The 16,062-nt window shown below is 58.9% G+C and carries 18 protein-coding genes; 9 read left to right on the forward strand and 9 right to left on the reverse strand.

The window, feature by feature from the left end:
* The 3 genes from AC2FIR_RS12850 to AC2FIR_RS12860 all read left to right on the forward strand — a co-directional run.
* Window positions 1-646: NAD-dependent epimerase/dehydratase family protein (locus tag AC2FIR_RS12850; RefSeq protein WP_496762475.1), on the forward strand; the 646-nt coding region annotated here is incomplete at its 5' end.
* 19 nt (window positions 647-665) lie between these two features.
* The gene (gene maiA, locus AC2FIR_RS12855) at window positions 666-1,304 is read left to right on the forward strand and encodes a maleylacetoacetate isomerase (protein ID WP_496746727.1); all 639 of its coding nucleotides are present in this window, start codon (window positions 666-668) and stop codon (window positions 1,302-1,304) included.
* Between the two features lie 92 nt (window positions 1,305-1,396).
* Complete coding sequence (locus AC2FIR_RS12860; RefSeq protein WP_496762476.1) at window positions 1,397-1,738, forward strand: DOPA 4,5-dioxygenase family protein; 342 nt, start codon at window positions 1,397-1,399, stop codon at window positions 1,736-1,738.
* Here AC2FIR_RS12860 and AC2FIR_RS12865 read toward each other — a convergent pair.
* The gene (locus tag AC2FIR_RS12865; RefSeq protein WP_496746725.1) at window positions 1,735-3,363 is read right to left on the reverse strand and encodes an acyl-CoA synthetase; all 1,629 of its coding nucleotides are present in this window, start codon (window positions 3,361-3,363) and stop codon (window positions 1,735-1,737) included. The genes AC2FIR_RS12860 and AC2FIR_RS12865 overlap by 4 nt on opposite strands.
* 215 nt (window positions 3,364-3,578) lie before the next feature.
* Between AC2FIR_RS12865 and AC2FIR_RS12870 the strand changes: the two genes are divergently transcribed.
* A complete protein-coding gene (locus tag AC2FIR_RS12870) occupies window positions 3,579-4,970 on the forward strand; it encodes an aminotransferase family protein (RefSeq protein WP_170616061.1) in 1,392 nt (463 codons plus the stop codon).
* Window positions 4,971-5,070: 100 nt separating this feature from the next.
* Here the strand turns inward: AC2FIR_RS12870 and AC2FIR_RS12875 are convergent, their stop codons facing one another.
* From AC2FIR_RS12875 to pyk, 4 genes are all read right to left on the reverse strand, one after another.
* Window positions 5,071-5,586 (reverse strand): GNAT family N-acetyltransferase, encoded by a 516-nt coding sequence (locus tag AC2FIR_RS12875; protein WP_496762477.1) that lies wholly within the window; start codon window positions 5,584-5,586, stop codon window positions 5,071-5,073.
* A gap of 153 nt (window positions 5,587-5,739) precedes the next feature.
* On the reverse strand, window positions 5,740-6,105 hold the full coding sequence (rplT, locus tag AC2FIR_RS12880; protein WP_152457001.1) for a 50S ribosomal protein L20: 366 nt from the start codon (window positions 6,103-6,105) through the stop codon (window positions 5,740-5,742).
* Window positions 6,106-6,119: 14 nt separating this feature from the next.
* Window positions 6,120-6,320 (reverse strand): 50S ribosomal protein L35, encoded by a 201-nt coding sequence (gene rpmI, locus AC2FIR_RS12885; protein ID WP_088632295.1) that lies wholly within the window; start codon window positions 6,318-6,320, stop codon window positions 6,120-6,122.
* Between the two features lie 182 nt (window positions 6,321-6,502).
* The gene (gene pyk / locus AC2FIR_RS12890; protein WP_480523602.1) at window positions 6,503-7,948 is read right to left on the reverse strand and encodes a pyruvate kinase; all 1,446 of its coding nucleotides are present in this window, start codon (window positions 7,946-7,948) and stop codon (window positions 6,503-6,505) included.
* 118 nt (window positions 7,949-8,066) lie between these two features.
* On the opposite strand from pyk, the gene AC2FIR_RS12895 reads away from it, so the two are divergent.
* The 3 genes from AC2FIR_RS12895 to AC2FIR_RS12905 all read left to right on the forward strand — a co-directional run bounded on the left by AC2FIR_RS12895 (window position 8,067) and on the right by AC2FIR_RS12905 (window position 9,559).
* The gene (locus tag AC2FIR_RS12895; RefSeq protein WP_496746723.1) at window positions 8,067-8,804 is read left to right on the forward strand and encodes an N-formylglutamate amidohydrolase; all 738 of its coding nucleotides are present in this window, start codon (window positions 8,067-8,069) and stop codon (window positions 8,802-8,804) included.
* Window positions 8,805-8,891: 87 nt separating this feature from the next.
* Window positions 8,892-9,131 (forward strand): DUF6868 family protein, encoded by a 240-nt coding sequence (locus AC2FIR_RS12900; RefSeq protein WP_170682117.1) that lies wholly within the window; start codon window positions 8,892-8,894, stop codon window positions 9,129-9,131.
* A 113-nt stretch (window positions 9,132-9,244) separates the two neighbouring features.
* A complete protein-coding gene (locus tag AC2FIR_RS12905; RefSeq protein WP_496746721.1) occupies window positions 9,245-9,559 on the forward strand; it encodes a DUF1244 domain-containing protein in 315 nt (104 codons plus the stop codon).
* A 39-nt stretch (window positions 9,560-9,598) separates the two neighbouring features.
* Here the strand turns inward: AC2FIR_RS12905 and AC2FIR_RS12910 are convergent, their stop codons facing one another.
* From AC2FIR_RS12910 to dgcN, 3 genes are all read right to left on the reverse strand, one after another.
* Window positions 9,599-10,459, reverse strand: coding sequence for a D-amino-acid transaminase (locus AC2FIR_RS12910; protein ID WP_496746720.1), 861 nt, complete (start codon window positions 10,457-10,459; stop codon window positions 9,599-9,601).
* Between the two features lie 10 nt (window positions 10,460-10,469).
* Window positions 10,470-11,435: an N-acetyl-D-Glu racemase DgcA gene (gene dgcA, locus AC2FIR_RS12915; RefSeq protein ID WP_496762479.1), complete on the reverse strand. Its 966-nt coding sequence runs from the start codon at window positions 11,433-11,435 to the stop codon at window positions 10,470-10,472.
* Between the two features lie 76 nt (window positions 11,436-11,511).
* Complete coding sequence (gene dgcN / locus AC2FIR_RS12920) at window positions 11,512-12,513, reverse strand: N-acetyltransferase DgcN (protein WP_496746719.1); 1,002 nt, start codon at window positions 12,511-12,513, stop codon at window positions 11,512-11,514.
* 295 nt (window positions 12,514-12,808) lie between these two features.
* Here dgcN and AC2FIR_RS12925 point away from each other — a divergent pair, with 295 nt between their 5' ends.
* Complete coding sequence (locus AC2FIR_RS12925) at window positions 12,809-13,771, forward strand: L-malyl-CoA/beta-methylmalyl-CoA lyase (protein ID WP_480913768.1); 963 nt, start codon at window positions 12,809-12,811, stop codon at window positions 13,769-13,771.
* Window positions 13,772-13,870: 99 nt separating this feature from the next.
* On the opposite strand, the gene AC2FIR_RS12930 is transcribed toward AC2FIR_RS12925, so the two are convergent.
* Entirely contained in the window at window positions 13,871-14,671 is an 801-nt protein-coding gene (locus AC2FIR_RS12930; protein WP_170616041.1) for an IclR family transcriptional regulator, read from the reverse strand.
* A 307-nt stretch (window positions 14,672-14,978) separates the two neighbouring features.
* Here AC2FIR_RS12930 and AC2FIR_RS12935 point away from each other — a divergent pair, with 307 nt between their 5' ends.
* A complete protein-coding gene (locus tag AC2FIR_RS12935; RefSeq protein ID WP_170682123.1) occupies window positions 14,979-15,929 on the forward strand; it encodes an MBL fold metallo-hydrolase in 951 nt (316 codons plus the stop codon).
* Window positions 15,930-16,062 lie beyond the last annotated feature (133 nt).

The raw sequence follows: 16,062 nt of genomic DNA on the forward strand, positions 1-16,062 counted from the left end.
GCCTGCGGTCGCCCGCACCAGCCAGGACATGTCGAACGGAGACTTCCTGCCGAAATCGGCCAGCGGCGAAACCCTGAGGCCGGTGCCGACCAATGCCGATACCTGCCCGGTGGCACCCGCCTCGATCTATGCCTCGACCAAGCTGATGCAGGAATACCTGCTGACCCAGGCCTTCTGGGGCACCCCGACCGAGGTCGGCATTCTGCGTCTGCAGAACGTCTATGGCCCGGGGCAGTCCATGTCGAACCCCTATACCGGCGTGATCTCGATCTTTGCCGACCAGATCATGCAGGGCAAGACGCTCAACATCTTCGAGGACGGCGACATCACCCGCGATTTTGTCTATGTCGACGACGTTGTGCGCGCCTTTGCCAGCACCGTCGCGCTGGACAGTTTCTCGGATCAGATCGTGGATATCGGCGCGGGCGAGGCGGCGACCATCATCGACGTGGCCCGGCAACTGATCGACCTTGTCGGGGACGCGCGCAACGGCGTCCAAGTCACCGGCGATTTCCGCGCCGGCGACATTCGCTATGCTCTGGCCGATATCTCGAAGGCACGCCGCCTGCTGAACTGGTCCCCACAGGTCTCCGTCAGGGACGGCCTCAACCATTTCAGCATATGGGCAAAAAAGGAGCAGGGGTGATTTGGCAGCGGAGACGAGGATGAGTGACGTCGTTCTTTATGACTATTGGCGGTCATCGGCCAGCTACCGGGTTCGGATCGCCCTTAATCTGGCTGGCATCCCCTATCGGTCGGAAGTCGTCGATCTGGTTGCGGGCGAACATAAATCCAAAGCCCACCTGGCCCGGAATCCACAGGGTTTCGTTCCTGTTCTGGAGATTGACGGCCTGCGGCTGACCCAGTCTCTGGCAATCCTTGAGTATCTGGATCAAACGCGAAATCTGGGGCTGCTGCCAGCTGACGCAGGCAAACGTGCCAAAGTTCAGGCCCTGGCGCATTCCATTGCCGTCGACCTGCATCCCGTCTGCAACCTTTCCGTCGCGCGCCATGCCACCACGCTGAGCGGCGGGGCCGGTGACATGCCCGGGGATTGGATGCGTCACTTCATTCGCCCCGGCCTGCTGGCGTTTGAAGACCTGCTGGGCGGGTTCGATCAATCCTCGTATTGCACCGGAGACGCGCCCGGTCTGGCCGATCTGTGCCTGATGCCGCAGATGTACAATGCGCGCCGCTGGCAGGTCGACCTGAGCGGAATGCCCCGAATCCTGCAAGTTGAGGCCGCGTGCACCAAACACCCGGCGTTTGCAGCGGCACATCCTGACGCGCACGCCCCAACCTGATTCAGCGCACAGTCTCTGTGTGTTTGGCAAGGATGGCTAGGAAGCCGTGCAGCCGGTACACTTTGGCCGATGAATGATGATCGAGGCCCTATATGACTGAAATTACCGGCTATCACGCCCATGTCTATTTTGACGCAGATACACAGGAAACCGCCCGGCGTGTCTGTGAAGAAGCCGCGCGCCTGTTTCCCGTTCAGGTGGGCCGAATGCATGCGCGCAATGTCGGCCCCCACCCCCGGTGGAGTTGCCAGTTGGGCTTTGGGCCGGAGGCATTCGACCGGGTCATTCCCTGGCTTATGATAAACCGCAGGGGTTTGACCGTATTTACCCACCCCGAGACCGGCGACCATCTGAGCGATCACCGTGACCGCGCGATCTGGATGGGAGAGATGCTGCCTCTCGATCTGTCAATATTCGATGACGCCAGGACCTAAGAAAGCCCTCGCGCCTGATCACGCAGCTTGAATTTCTGTATCTTGCCGGTCGAAGTCTTGGGCAATGCGCCGAAAACTACCGTTTTGGGCGTTTTGAAATGGGCCATGTTGTCCCGGCAGAAAGTGATAATTTCAGCCTCAGTTGCTTCCCTGCCCGGCTTCAGTTCGACAAATGCACAGGGTGTTTCGCCCCACTTGTCATCCGGGCGCGCGACCACTGCCGCCTCCATCACGGCGGGATGCTTGTAAAGAATCCCCTCAACCTCGACGGATGAGATGTTTTCGCCCCCCGAAATGATGATGTCCTTGGATCGGTCCTTCAGCGCGACATAGCCGTCGGGGTGCATCACCCCAAGATCGCCCGAAGCGAACCAACCACCCCGGAACGCCTTGTCCGTGGCATCCGGGTTTTTCAGGTACCCTTTCATCACGACGTTGCCCTGCATGAAAATCTCACCCATGGTTTCGCCATCGGCCGGAACAGGTTCCAGTGTTTCCGGATCCGCGACCATCAGGCCGGACAGCGCCGTGTATTTCACACCCTGCCGCACCTTCAGCGCAGCGCGTTCATCCGCGCCCCTCTCATTCCATTTCTCTTTCCACGCACAGACAACCGAAGGGCCATATGTCTCGGTCAGCCCGTAAACATGGGTCACTTCAACGCCCATGGCCTCCATCTTTTCGATGACGGCGGCGGGCGGCGGCGCACCGGCGGTCATCACCTTGATGGGATGATCAAAAACCTTGAGGTGGTCCGGGGCATTTGCCAGCATGTTCAGAACAATGGGGGCACCGCAGAAATGGGTTACTTTCTCCTCTCGGAAAGCGGCATAGATCGGCTCATCCCGCACTGCACGCAGGCAGACCGAAACCCCGGCATTGGCCGCCATGGCCCATGGGAAACACCACCCGTTGCAGTGAAACATCGGCAGGGTCCACAGATACACCGAGTGTTTCGGCATGTCCCAGTCCAGAATATCCGATTGCGCGTTCAAGGCGGCACCCCTGTGGTGGTAGACGACGCCCTTCGGGTTTCCGGTCGTACCGGAGGTATAGTTCAGCGTGATGGCGTCCCATTCATCTGCAGGCAACGACCAGTTGTAGTGCGGATCACCCGTGGCCAGAAAATCACCATAGGTGACTGATCCGATCTTTTTGTCGCCGGCAAAACTTGGGTCTTCTATGTCGATGACCAAAACCTCGTGATCGACCTGTTTCAACGCCTCGTTGACCACGCCTGAAAACTCGGGATCCACCAGCAGAACCTTGGCTTCGGCATGGTTCAGGATGAACGCAACGATCGGAGCATCCAGCCGGGTGTTGATCGCGTTCAGCACTGCCCCTGCCATTGGCACGCCAAAATGCGCCTCGTACATTTCAGGCAGATTGGCCGCTATGATCGACACCGTATCCCCCTGCCCGATTCCGTGCGCCGCAAGCGCCCCGGCAAGCTGGCGGCAACGCGAGTAGGTTTCCTCCCACGTATACCTGCGATCACCGTAAACCACGGACGGATAATCCGGATAAACCTGCGCCGTCCTTTCGATAAAGCTCAGCGGAGACAACGGTGTGTAGTTCGCGCCGCTTTTATCCAGATGGCGGGTATAGATGTTGGTGCCTGACATCCGCTGGTCCTCCCAATTCGTGCCGGTAGACTTCACCACAAAGACAGGGCTGTGCAAATCCGTAAAAATACTCTGGCGTATGCTCTGGAGATACGGGATGATGCGATCTGGCCCTATCTACAAAGCACCTTTCAAGGTGATCTGGGCCATCGGAAACACTTCCCGGGACAGGGCTGATTTCGCCGCCGGGCACTGCATTTTGGAAAGGACATGTCATGGACGGCACGTTCAACGAAAACGATCTTTCGCGCGTAGTCGAAGCCGACCGCGCCCATATCTGGCACCATCTGCTGCAGCATAAACCTTTTGAAACCAGTGACCCGCGCATCATTGTCGAAGGCAAGGGCATGCGCGTCTGGGATCAGAAAGGCAAAGAGCATCTGGATGCCGTATCCGGTGGGGTCTGGACGGTCAACGTGGGCTATGGCCGCGAATCGATCTGCAAGGCTGTGTACGACCAGCTGATGAAGCTGTGCTATTTCGCCAATACCGCAGGTTCGATTCCCGGTTCGATCTTTGCTGAAAATCTGATCGAAAAGATGCCAGGAATGAGCCGCGTTTACTACACCAACTCGGGCTCGGAAGCGAACGAGAAAGCGTTCAAGATGGTCCGGCAGATCGCGCATAAGCGCTATGGCGGCAAGAAGACCAAAATCCTGTATCGCGACCGCGACTATCACGGCTCGACGCTGGCGACCATGTCGGCAGGTGGCCAGGACGAGCGCACCGCGCAGTATGGTCCGTTTGCGCCTGATTTCGTACGCGTTCCGCACTGCATGGAATACCGCAAGCACGAGCTGGACGGCGCGCCCGAGGAAAACTTCGGTGAATGGGCCGCAAACCAGATCGAAGAAGTGATCCTGCGCGAAGGTCCCGACACCGTTGGCGCGCTGTGCCTTGAGCCCGTGACCGCCGGTGGTGGCGTGATCGAAGCGCCGGAAGGCTACTGGCAGCGGGTGCAGGAGATCTGCAAGAAGTACGACGTGCTGCTGCATATCGACGAAGTCGTCTGCGGCGTCGGCCGGACCGGCACATGGTTCGGCTATCAGCAATACGGAATCAAGCCGGACTTCGTGACCATGGCCAAAGGCGTTGCCTCGGGCTATGCGGCGATTGCCGTGATGGTCACCACCGAGGAAGTCTTTGACCTGTTCAAGGACGACGCATCCGATCCGCTGAACTACTTCCGCGACATCTCGACCTTTGGCGGCTGCACCGCAGGTCCGGCGGCCGCGATCGAGAACATGCGCATCATCGAAGACGAGAACCTGCTGGGCAACTGCACCGATATGGGCAACCGCATGATGGGCAACCTGCAGGCGCTGATGGAAAAGCACAAGGTTATCGGCGACGTGCGCGGCAAGGGCCTGTTCCTGGGTGCCGAACTGGTAACCGACCGCGCCACCAAGGACCCGATGGACGAGAAAAGAGTTCAGGCGGTCGTGGCCGACTGTATGGCGCAGGGCGTCATCATCGGGGCCACCAACCGCTCGATCCCCAGCCGCAACAACACGTTGTGCTTCTCACCCGCGCTGATCGCAACGGCAGATGACATTGACCAGATCACCGACGCCGTTGACGGCGCGCTGGGGCGTGTGTTCGGGTAAACAGACCTGAGGTGATACGCAAATTGAGCCGGCGCTTTTAGCGCCGGTTTTTTTTGACCACTATCTGGTTTCTTGTCAGCAAAAACCGCAGGGCCAGCCATTATTCGGAAAGCGCATCCAGATTGATTTTCATGAGAACAGCGTTTGCCGAGTTTCCAGCATCCCTTGCGCGATCATCTAACTGGAACCCGCTCGCCCGATAAAGGGCCAGAGCTTCGTGGTGGCGCGGCAGGGCGCTCAGCGTCATGGTTCTGAAGCCCATTTCCCGTGCCCGCCGTTTGAGTTCCTGGACCAGAGCCCGGCCTACCCCCAGCCCCCGCGCGGTTTCGCGAACGAACATCCTGTTCATTTCGCAAGTCCCCTCTCCGAGATCCTTCAACATCAGAATTCCGATCGCTTGCCCATTATTGACGGCAAGCAGGCATTCCCCTTTTGGCGGGCTGAAATGGATCAGCACATCTCGGATCTGCTCATCAAACTTCTGGTGTTTGAGGTAAACATCAATATCTGCCGCCATTTCCGGATAGCGTTCGCGCAGCCAGTCCGTGAACTCGTATGCCAACGAATAAACGGCATCTGCTTGTGTTTGGGTTCTGACAGCCTGAGTTTCCAGCATCGCTCCCTCCAGAGCCCCAGCTTCAGCCCAGCATAAGACAAGAATTTCCCTGTCAGAAGGAGTTACTTTCTGGAGATGCCGAAAATGCACTGCAACGAGAAAAAAAGCCGCCCCAATGGGACGGCCCTTTATTCACTGTCTCTTTTCAGAGGATCAGGCAGTCAGAGCAGCCTGAGCTTTGGCTACGATCGCGCCGAACGCTTCCGGTTCGTGCACGGCCAGGTCGGCCAGAACTTTGCGGTCCACTTCGATACCGGCCAGGTTCAGGCCGTTGATGAAGCGGGAATATGTCAGTGCTTCGTCATGCGAACGGACAGCAGCGTTGATACGCTGGATCCACAGCGCGCGGAAGTTGCGCTTGCGGTTCTTACGGTCGCGGGTTGCGTACTGGTTGGCCTTGTCGACGGCCTGACGGGCAACCTTGAAGGTGCTCTTGCGGCGGCCATAGTAACCTTTGGCGGCCTTGATAACCTTCTTGTGACGGGCGTGAGTTACGGTTCCACCTTTAACGCGGGACATCTCTTAATCTCCTCTTAGCGGTCGTAGGGCATGTAGCCCTTGACGATCTTGGCGTCGGGGGCGGACAGGGTGGTGTTGCCACGGGCGTCGCGGATGAATTTCTTGGTCCGCTTGATCATGCCGTGCCGTTTGCCGGCCTGGCCAGCAAGGACCTTACCGGTCGCAGTCACCTTGAAGCGCTTCTTGGCGCTCGCTTTTGTCTTCATCTTAGGCATTTCCGTCTCCTTTTCCGGGTTCGGTTTCAAACGCGACTCGGCATGCCATCTCGGCCGGTCACGCGATCAGAAGCGCCGTTTACGCAAGTTCGGCCATACTGGCAAGGGGGTTTCGAGCAAAATCTTGGCTTTTCCACCCCTGCTCAGGCACCCCTGCGACATGGCGGGGCACCGTTATCTCTTCAACCGGGGTCGGTGTTGTAGATCAACCGTTCGTCACAGGGGGCAATGCGCAGAATATTGGTGGTGCCCGGCACGTTGAACGGCACCCCTGCGGTAACCACGATCTGATCGGACTCGGACGCAAACCCACCGGCGCGGGCAGCACGGGCTGCGTTGACCACAGCACCTTTGAACCGCTCAAGCTCGGGCGTCATGACACAATGGCAGCCCCAGCTCAGGCACAGGCGCCGTGCGGTGCCTCGGGCCGGCGTCATGGCGATGATCGGAACACCGGGGCGCTCACGGGCGGTCAGCAAGGCTGTTGTGCCACTTTGGGTAAAGCAGCAGATGGCCTTGATATCCGTCTTTTCAGCAATCTCGCGGGCGGCGGCGACGATACCATCGGCGATCGTCGTCCCCTTGGCCGAACGCGAGGCCGCGATGATCTGCGTGTAGGTCGGGTCGGCCTCGACCTCGATGGCAACCTTGTTCATGGTCTGAACCGCCTCGACAGGGTAATCACCGGCAGCGGATTCCGCGCTGAGCATGATGGCATCGGTACCCTCATAGATCGCCGTGGCCACGTCCGAAACTTCGGCGCGCGTCGGCATCGGGCTTTCGATCATGCTTTCCAGCATCTGCGTGGCCACAATCACCGGCTTGGCCGCGGCCCGGCATCTGCGTACCAGTCGTTTCTGGATCGGGGGCACAGCCGACACCGGCAATTCAACGCCCAGATCGCCGCGTGCGACCATGATCCCATCAGACGCATCAAGAATGTCCTCGAATGCCTCGACAGCGGCGGGCTTTTCGATCTTGGACAGGATCGCGGCCCGGCCATCGGCCAGCGTGCGGGCTTCATAGACGTCCCGTGCCCGCTGCACGAAGCTGAGCGCCAGCCAGTCCACGCCCAGTTGGCAGACAAATTCCAGATCGTCACGGTCCTTGGCCGAAAGGGCCGCCAGTGGAAGCACCACGTCCGGCACGTTCACCCCCTTGCGGTTCGAGATCGTACCGCCGACCTCGACCGTGCAATTGGCGAAATCCTGACCGCAATCGGCAACGATCAGGCGAATTTTGCCATCGTTGACCAATAGGCGCGCACCCGGTTCCAGTGCGGCGAAAATCTCGGGATGCGGCAGGCAGACACGGTCAGCATCACCCGGCGCCGGATCCAGGTCCAACCGGAACGCGGCCCCTTCCTGCAATTCCTCTTCGCCATTGCCGAACACACCGACCCGCAGCTTCGGGCCCTGAAGGTCGGCCAGAATCGCGATCGGGCTTTCCAGGTCCTTTTCCACCTGCCGGATGATCCGGTGCCGTTCGCGGATTTCATCATGGCTGCCGTGGCTCATATTCAGGCGGAAGACATCCGCTCCGGCTTCGTGCAGGGCGCGAATGGTGTCATAGTCGTTGGACGCCGGCCCCAGCGTCGCCACGATTTTCACATTTCTCAGGCGTCGCATCGGTCTTGCTCTCCTCGATGACTCAATGTTACCGCAAACAGTGCTTCGATGTGCTTATTGCGCAATTCCCTTTCCGAAGCAACTGCCCTACACCTGCGGCAAACTTGATGACAGGCTCATGACGTACACTCCGTTTTTCATTCACGGCGAGGATCGCCCGTCCCGCTGGCTGATCACCTGCGACCATGCAACCAACACCGTACCACCCGAAATCAACGGCGGAGACCTTGGCCTGCCACGCGAGGATATGGAGCGTCACATCGCCTATGACGTAGGCGCCTACGAGGTGTCGAAACATCTGGGCGAAATTCTCAACGCTCCGGTGATCGCCGCCAATTTCTCGCGTCTGGTGATCGACCCGAACCGTGGCGAGGACGACCCGACGCTACTGATGAAGCTCTATGACGGTTCGATCATCCCCGGCAACCGCCAAGCGGACGCGGCCGAAAAGGAACGCCGCCTGAACATGTGCTACCGCCCCTATCACGAGGCGCTGGCGCAGTTGGCGGCCCTGCCGCACGCGGTGATCGTGTCGATGCATTCGTTTACCCGTCAGTTGCGGGGCCGCGAACCGCGCCCCTGGCATATCGGAATCCTGCACACGCCGGATGAACGTTTCTCACGTCCGCTGATCAACCGGCTCGAGGCAGAGGGCGATTTGTGTGTTGGCGTTAACGAACCCTATACCGGGGTTCTTCCCGGCGATGCGATCGATAAGCACTGCACCAGCTTCGGTCGCCCGAACGCGCTGATCGAACTGCGCAATGACCTGATCGCAGACCATGCCGGACAGCGTGAATGGGCCGAACGTCTGGCCCCGATCTTGCAAAGCGCCTTGGAGGACAGCGACCTGTGACGTTGGGTCACCTCGGGCCGTTTCCCGACCTCATGTCATTGTGAGCACACCTCGCGAACCCCATATATTACGGGAAAGGAGACGACCATGACTCAGGAAATCCTGACGACCGTCTTCGGCTGGATGACGGTCCTGAACATCGCCCTTTTGGGCTTTACCACATTGATGATCATAGTCCTTCAGGACTGGATCGCGGGGATTCACGGCCGGATGTTCCAGATGGAACGCGCCGACGTGAAAAGGGCATATTTCAGGTATCTCGCCAACTACAAGATCCTGACAATCGTATTCTGCCTGATGCCCTGGCTGGCACTGAAACTGGCATGAATTCGATTTCAAAGGCTGGGAGGGGTCCGTTAGGCCCTTCCTGTTTGTTGTAACAAAGCCGCCGGATTGTTAGGTCAGGCTCAGAACACAAGACAGTCACTCGGAGCCATCTCATGGACAAGCAAACCGAAATCGAACTTCAGGCTGCGGCCTTCCGCCGGTTGCAGAAGCACCTGATGGAAGACCGCACCGATGTGCAGAACATCGACATGATGAACCTTGCCGGATTCTGCCGCAACTGCCTGTCGCGCTGGTATCAGGAAGCGGCCAATGAAAAGGGCATCGAGATGGGCAAGGAAGAAGCCCGCGAAGTTTTTTACGGCATGACCATGGATGAGTGGAAAGCCAACTACCAGACCGAAGCCAGCCCCGAGAAACAAGCCGCCTTCAAGGTCGCCTTTGAAGAAAATGTCACCAGGAAAGGCTGACGCCTGAAAAAAGGCCCGCCGATGCAGCGGGCCTTTTCTTTAGATCGCGGCCTTGCGGCTTTCGTCCAGATAGATCTCGCGCAAACGCTTGGCAATCGGACCCGGCGTTCCGTCGCCCAACGCCACACCGTCAATCTCGACGACGGGCATGACAAATGCACTGGCCGAAGTCGTGAAGGCTTCATCCGCCTCTTTGGCTTCGTCGATGGTGAACAGCCGCTCTTCGATTTCCATCTGCGCTTCTGCCGCCATGCGCAGCACGGCCTTGCGGGTGATGCCGTGCAAAATGTCGTTGGACAGCGGACGGGTGACGATCTTGCCGTTCCTGACGAAATAGGCGTTGTTGCTGGTGCCTTCGGTCACATAGCCGTCCTCGACCAGCCACGCATCGTCACAGCCCGCTTTCTTGGCCATCATCTTGCCCATCGACGGATACAGCAACTGCACGGTCTTGATGTCGCGGCGGCCCCAGCGGATATCCTCGATCGAAATGATCTTGGCACCCTCTTTTGCGGCCGGGCTGTCGGCCAGACCCGGCTTGTTCTGAGTGAACAGAACAAGGCTGGGTTTTGTATCCGCAGACGGGAACACAAAGTCCCGGTCGCCGTCTGATCCGCGGCTCACCTGAAGGTAAATCAGACCCTCATCAATGCCATTCAGCTCCACCAGCTTTCGGTGGATATCAAGCAGTTCCTCCTTGGTGCATGGCTCGGCCATCTCCAACTCGTCCAACGAACGTTTGAGGCGCACGGCATGACCTTCAAAATCAATCAGCTTGCCGTCCAGAACGCTGGTGACTTCGTAAACGGCGTCTGCAAACAGAAAGCCTCGGTCAAAAATGGATACCTTGGCCTCGGTCTCCGGCAGGTACTCGCCATTCACGTAAACGGTACGGGTCATGTATGTCTCCTCAGCCCCAAAGTGCCGCCACGGGCGGGTGCACTCCGGCGTCATCAAAAATCAGCGGGTTGTCGCGGTCTTCAGCCAACAGAAGCGGACCGTCAAGGTCTGTTACCATCGCACCCTGCGCCAGCAATGTCGCAGGCGCCATCGCCAGCGAACTGCCGACCATGCAGCCAACCATAACGCGATAACCTTCGGCCAGTGCGTGTTCGCGCAACGCCAGCGCCTCTGTCAGACCTCCGGTTTTGTCGAGCTTGATGTTGACCACGTCATATTTGCCCTTCAGCGCAGACAGACTGGCCCGGTCATGACAGGATTCATCCGCGCACACAGGCACCGGGCGGCCCATCCCGATCAGCGCCTCATCATCACTTGCAGGCAACGGCTGTTCGACCAGCGCCACACCCAGACGCACCAGATGCGGGGCAAGATCAGCATATACCTCTGCAGACCACCCTTCGTTGGCGTCCACGATGATTTTTGCGTCAGGCGCGCCAGCGCGAACGGCTTCAAGCCGCGGCATGTCGTCCGGAGTTCCCAGCTTGATCTTCAACAGCGGCCGGTTCGCGTTTTCGGCCGCCTGCTTTCGCATCGCCTCAGGCGTGTCCAGCGACAGCGTGTATGCCGTGATTTCAGGTCCCGGAATCGGCAAACCGGCCATTTCCCACACACGCTTGCCCGCGCGTTTTGCCTCCAGATCCCAAAGCGCGCAATCAACCGCATTCCGCGCGGCACCAGCGGGCAGCAAACCAGTCAGCGCCTCCCGGGAAATATTCGCAGGCAAACCCGCGATCTCGGCCTCAACCGAATCCAGCGTTTCGCCATACCGGGCATATGGCACGCATTCGCCCCACCCCTGATGCGTCCCGTCTGAAATCCGAACCGTCAGCACCCTCGCCTCGGTTCGCGACCCGCGCGAGATGGTGAAGACCTGCGCCAGCCGAAACACATCGCGAGAAACTTCAATCTGCACGAACACGCTCCTTCATCTTTTTCCAAATACTCCCGCCGGAGGCAGAACAGCGGCTGCCGCCGGCGAAACGTTCAGATCACAACGCAGCCAGCGCGTCCACCAGCTTGCCCGACCCAAATCGGAACGGGTCCGTTGCCGGCAGGCCCATGTCGGCTTCGATTCTGGACAGATAAGCGGTCGCATCTTCCTCGGACATGTGCTGAGTGTTGACCGATACGCCTACAACCTGACAGTCCGGGTTCGCCACTTTCGCAAGTGCCAGCGCCGTGTCGCGCAGGTCTTCCAGACTCGGCAGCTGGTAAGTCGGCAAGCCGCGCATATGCTCGCGCGTCGGTTCATGGCTCAGGATCAGCGCGTCAGGCTGGCCGCCGTGGATCAAGGCCATGGTCACGCCCGAATAGGACACGTGGAACAGGGATCCCTGCCCTTCGATCAGGTCCCAGTGATCCTCGTCATTATCAGGTGTCAGCCATTCGACAGAGCCCGCCATGAAATCCGCAATGACTGCGTCCAGCGGCACACCGTCACCAGTGATGAGGATCCCTGTCTGACCGGTTGCGCGGAAGGTGGATTTCATACCGCGCTTGCGCATTTCGGCATCCATCGCCATCGCCGTGTACATTTTGCCCACCGAACAATCCGTACCCACGGCCAAACAGCGCTTGCCCTTGCGCTTGATGCCGTTGGCAATCGGGTAGTCCACCTCGGGCACCCGGACATCATGCAGCGTGCGCCCGGTGGCTTCTGCCACGGCAACCAGATCGGGCTCATCCCGCAACAGGTTGTGCAGACCCGAAGCCAGGTCAAACCCTTCCTCCAACGCCATGACCAGAACTTTTTTCCATTCCTGGCTGATCACACCGCCACGGTTTGCGACCCCGATCACAAGTGTCTTGGCACCAGCCTCACGCGCTTCGACCAGCGACATGTCGGTCAGACCCAGATCGGCCTTGCAGCCTTCCATCCGATACTGGCCCACGGCATTCTCCGGTCGCCAGTCCTTGATGCCAACAGCCACTTTGGCCGCCAATTGGTCGGGCGCATCGCCCAAAAACAGCAGATACGGTGTTTCGATCATCGCCATGCACTCCTTTGATTCCGGCGCAGGCTAAAGAACGCAGCAAACGAGCGTTTCGCATTTTCGCCCGGACGCACCCCACGCAATAGGATTATCTTGCATTAACCCGCAGAATTTCGGGACAATCTTGCAAGTTTTCAAACTGATTAAACTTTAGTCACCGTCAACGCACCGATTTTCGGCGAATGCTGCAACAGCATTGCCGCAGCTGCACAAAGGCGCTTGCGCCTGACCGCGCAATTTAATACCTCATTGAGCAAGAATACCGCAATTTCCTTTCTCGCACGAGGTCCCGATGAGCTTTCGCATCCAACCCGCCGCCCCTGCACGCCCGAACCGCTGCCAATTGTTCGGGCCGGGATCGAACACCAAGCTGTTCCCGAAAATGGCCGCTTCGTCTGCGGATGTCATCAATCTGGATCTTGAGGACTCGGTTGCCCCGTCCGACAAGGATGCAGCCCGTGCCAACGTGATCGAGGCGCTGAACACCGTCGAATGGGGTTCCAAATACATGTCCGTGCGGATCAACGGGCTGGATACACCCTATTGGTATCGTGATGTCGTGGACGTGCTGGAACAGGCCGGGGACCGCCTGGACCAGATCATGATCCCCAAAGTGGGCTGCGCCGAGGACGTCTATGCCGTGGATGCCCTTGTCACCGCCATCGAACGGGCCAAAGGGCGCACCAAGCCGATCAGTTTCGAAGTCATCATCGAATCCGCTGCCGGTATCGCGCATGTCGAGGCCATTGCCGCGTCCTCTCCTCGTTTGCAGGCGATGAGTCTTGGTGCCGCTGATTTTGCAGCCTCGATGGGCATGCAGACAACCGGCATCGGCGGAACGCAGGAAAACTACTACATGCTGCGCGAGGGCGAAAAGCACTGGTCCGACCCGTGGCACTGGGCACAAGCCGCCATCGTCGCCGCCTGCCGGACCCATGGGATTCTGCCGGTGGACGGGCCGTTCGGCGATTTCTCAGATGACGAAGGCTATATAGCGCAGGCGAAACGTTCGGCCACATTGGGCATGGTCGGCAAATGGGCAATCCACCCCAAGCAGATCGCTCTGGCCAACCAGGTGTTCACCCCGTCAGACGAAGCAGTGTCCGAAGCGCGTGAGATTCTGGAGGCGATGGAACAGGCCAAAGCCAATGGCGAAGGTGCAACGGTCTACAAGGGCCGCCTGGTCGACATCGCCTCAATCAAACAGGCCGAGGTCATCGTCGCACAGTCCGAACTGATCGCCGCGAACGGCTGAACGTCACCTCTTTTTCGATGTAGTCTTTTGATAATGCGCCTCCCATCAAAGGAGGTGCATTTTTTGTGTCCTCGCCAAGCCTTCGGACCACGCGCCCGCCTACCCGTTGTCGGATACCGCTCCGTTGTCTATCGCCTCGGGATACCGGCCGCCGCGCAACAATGTCAGGCGCTTGGCGGCCTTCCTGACATTTTCCTCGATGATGCTCTGATGCGCCTCGGTCGCCCGAACGGCGGGCAGAGCCACGGCCACGGCCCCGCACACCTTGTTGCTGGGGCCAAAATACGGGGCCGCTATCCCGATCACACCTTCCTCAAACGTGCCGCTTGAAATCGAAAGGCCTGTCTGACGGATCTGATCCAGTTGCTGCCGGATTACAGCCGCATCGGTTTGGGTTTGCGTCGTATGCGACTGCAAGGCGCCCCCTTCAATAAACGGCTCGACAAAGGCAGGGGCCGCGAAAGCCAGATAGGCCAGCCCCGAGGCCGTCGCGTGCAACGGCAGCGACTCGCCTGATCCTATGATAACCCGGTTCATGCTTTTGCTTTCGATCGTGGCAATATTGGCCAGCGTTTGGCCCGCGATGCGCGACGCATGCGCCGTTTCGCCCGTGATCGCATTCAGATCCCGCAACACGATCTTTACCGCATCGACAAGCGGAAAACTGGCCTCGCGCAATTGGGAAAACCGCAGAAACGCGGGGCCCAGATTGAACAAACGTGTTTCCTCGTCCTGTTCGACAAAGCCCTTGGATTCCAGCGCGGCTAAAAACCGCATCGTCGTCGCCTTGTTGTAACCGGACAATTTCGAAAGCTCACTCAGGCCGATACGGTGGCGTCTTTCATCAAAAAACTCCAGCAGGGACAGCGCCTTATGTACTGTTGATGGGCCTTCCGCCATGTCACCTCGCAAACCAGACCTGATGATCCTTACCCCATGCATGGATAGCTTGACAGAGCAGAAGGTCAAAGCAATATTTGATCCATCGGCTCAATATTTGAATTGACGCGCAGCGCAAGAAGAAGCAAATAGACGTCAGCGGACGTGTCGGTCTGTCTCAGATCAAGGCGGCAGAACCCGTCGTTGGCGTATTCGCATGTCAGGGCGAAGGCAGCACAGGCTGACCGCCCGGATCGAAACTTATGGGACCTACCCGCCGCGCTGCGGTTATTGCTGTGCGGATGACAGAACGTCAAAGGAACAGGAAATGGCCAAGGCATTCGCCTCGCAGGGCGATCTGAGCGAAAAGAAAATCACCTTCGATGAAATCGGCGACGGACTGTACGCTTTTACCGCCGAAGGGGACCCGAATTCCGGCGTCATCGTCGGCGATGACAGCGTGATGATCGTCGAGGCACAGGCCACACCGCGTCTGGCAAACAAGGTGATCGAATGTGTCCGATCCATTACTGACAAGCCGATCAGCCACGTGGTGCTGACGCATTATCACGCCGTGCGCGTTCTGGGTGCCAGCGCCTTTGACGCCGGGCAGGTGATCATGTCGAACGCAGCCTACAACATGGTTCTGGAACGCGGGCAGGAAGATTGGGACAGTGAATTTCAACGCTTTCCGCGCCTGTTCGAAGGACATGAGAGCATTCCGGGCCTGACCTTCCCGACAACGACCTTCTCGGACAGCATGACCGTGTTCCTTGGCAAACGCCGCGTCGACATCAAACAGATCGGTCGCGCCCACACGGCAGGCGACGCCATCATTCACGTGCCGGATCAGAACGTGATGTTTACCGGCGATATCGTCGAATATCACTCGGCCTGCTATTGCGGCGACGGGCATTTCGCCGACTGGGGTCAGACCCTGGACAACATCAAGGCCTATGACGTGGACGCCATCGCACCGGGGCGCGGCGATGCGCTGGTTGGAAAGGAGATGGTGGAAAAGGCCATCGAAAACACCCGCGACTTTGTAGACAGCACCTACCGGCCTGTTCGCAGGATTGCTGCCCGCGGCGGATCGCTGAAAGAGGCATGGGATGCCGTGCGCGCCGAATGCGACCCGAAATTTGCCGATTACGCGATCTATGAACACTGCCTGCCCTTCAACGTCGCCCGCGCCTATGACGAAGCCCGCGGTATCGCCCATCCCCGCATCTGGACCGCCCAGCGCGATCTTGAAATGTGGGAAGCCCTGCAAGGCTGACGAATTGGGGCCGGTTTGATTCAGATCGTGGCGACCCGAATCAGACGGTGAAACTATTGACCTGACGCTCTGGCGCCTGCGCGCCAGGGTTCGAATTTCTGCGCCCTGTTGCGCAACACCTGGGGAGAGAGCC

The organism is Ruegeria sp. CDSB136 (genome assembly GCF_059610965.1).

What these genes read in the sequence shown, in the direction of transcription:
- AC2FIR_RS12900 (WP_170682117.1), top strand. Translation starts at nt 8,892, where the DNA reads ATGACTCAGGAAATCCTGACGACCGTCTTCGGCTGGATGACGGTCCTG.
- AC2FIR_RS12935 (WP_170682123.1), top strand. Translation starts at nt 14,979, where the DNA reads ATGGCCAAGGCATTCGCCTCGCAGGGCGATCTGAGCGAAAAGAAAATC.
- maiA (WP_496746727.1), top strand. Translation starts at nt 666, where the DNA reads ATGAGTGACGTCGTTCTTTATGACTATTGGCGGTCATCGGCCAGCTAC.
- AC2FIR_RS12865 (WP_496746725.1), bottom strand. Translation starts at nt 3,363, where the DNA reads ATGTCAGGCACCAACATCTATACCCGCCATCTGGATAAAAGCGGCGCG.
- AC2FIR_RS12895 (WP_496746723.1), top strand. Translation starts at nt 8,067, where the DNA reads ATGACGTACACTCCGTTTTTCATTCACGGCGAGGATCGCCCGTCCCGC.
- rpmI (WP_088632295.1), bottom strand. Translation starts at nt 6,320, where the DNA reads ATGCCTAAGATGAAGACAAAAGCGAGCGCCAAGAAGCGCTTCAAGGTG.
- dgcN (WP_496746719.1), bottom strand. Translation starts at nt 12,513, where the DNA reads ATGATCGAAACACCGTATCTGCTGTTTTTGGGCGATGCGCCCGACCAA.
- AC2FIR_RS12875 (WP_496762477.1), bottom strand. Translation starts at nt 5,586, where the DNA reads ATGCTGGAAACTCAGGCTGTCAGAACCCAAACACAAGCAGATGCCGTT.
- AC2FIR_RS12930 (WP_170616041.1), bottom strand. Translation starts at nt 14,671, where the DNA reads ATGGCGGAAGGCCCATCAACAGTACATAAGGCGCTGTCCCTGCTGGAG.
- AC2FIR_RS12925 (WP_480913768.1), top strand. Translation starts at nt 12,809, where the DNA reads ATGAGCTTTCGCATCCAACCCGCCGCCCCTGCACGCCCGAACCGCTGC.
- AC2FIR_RS12905 (WP_496746721.1), top strand. Translation starts at nt 9,245, where the DNA reads ATGGACAAGCAAACCGAAATCGAACTTCAGGCTGCGGCCTTCCGCCGG.
- AC2FIR_RS12910 (WP_496746720.1), bottom strand. Translation starts at nt 10,459, where the DNA reads ATGACCCGTACCGTTTACGTGAATGGCGAGTACCTGCCGGAGACCGAG.
- pyk (WP_480523602.1), bottom strand. Translation starts at nt 7,948, where the DNA reads ATGCGACGCCTGAGAAATGTGAAAATCGTGGCGACGCTGGGGCCGGCG.
- rplT (WP_152457001.1), bottom strand. Translation starts at nt 6,105, where the DNA reads ATGTCCCGCGTTAAAGGTGGAACCGTAACTCACGCCCGTCACAAGAAG.
- AC2FIR_RS12860 (WP_496762476.1), top strand. Translation starts at nt 1,397, where the DNA reads ATGACTGAAATTACCGGCTATCACGCCCATGTCTATTTTGACGCAGAT.
- AC2FIR_RS12870 (WP_170616061.1), top strand. Translation starts at nt 3,579, where the DNA reads ATGGACGGCACGTTCAACGAAAACGATCTTTCGCGCGTAGTCGAAGCC.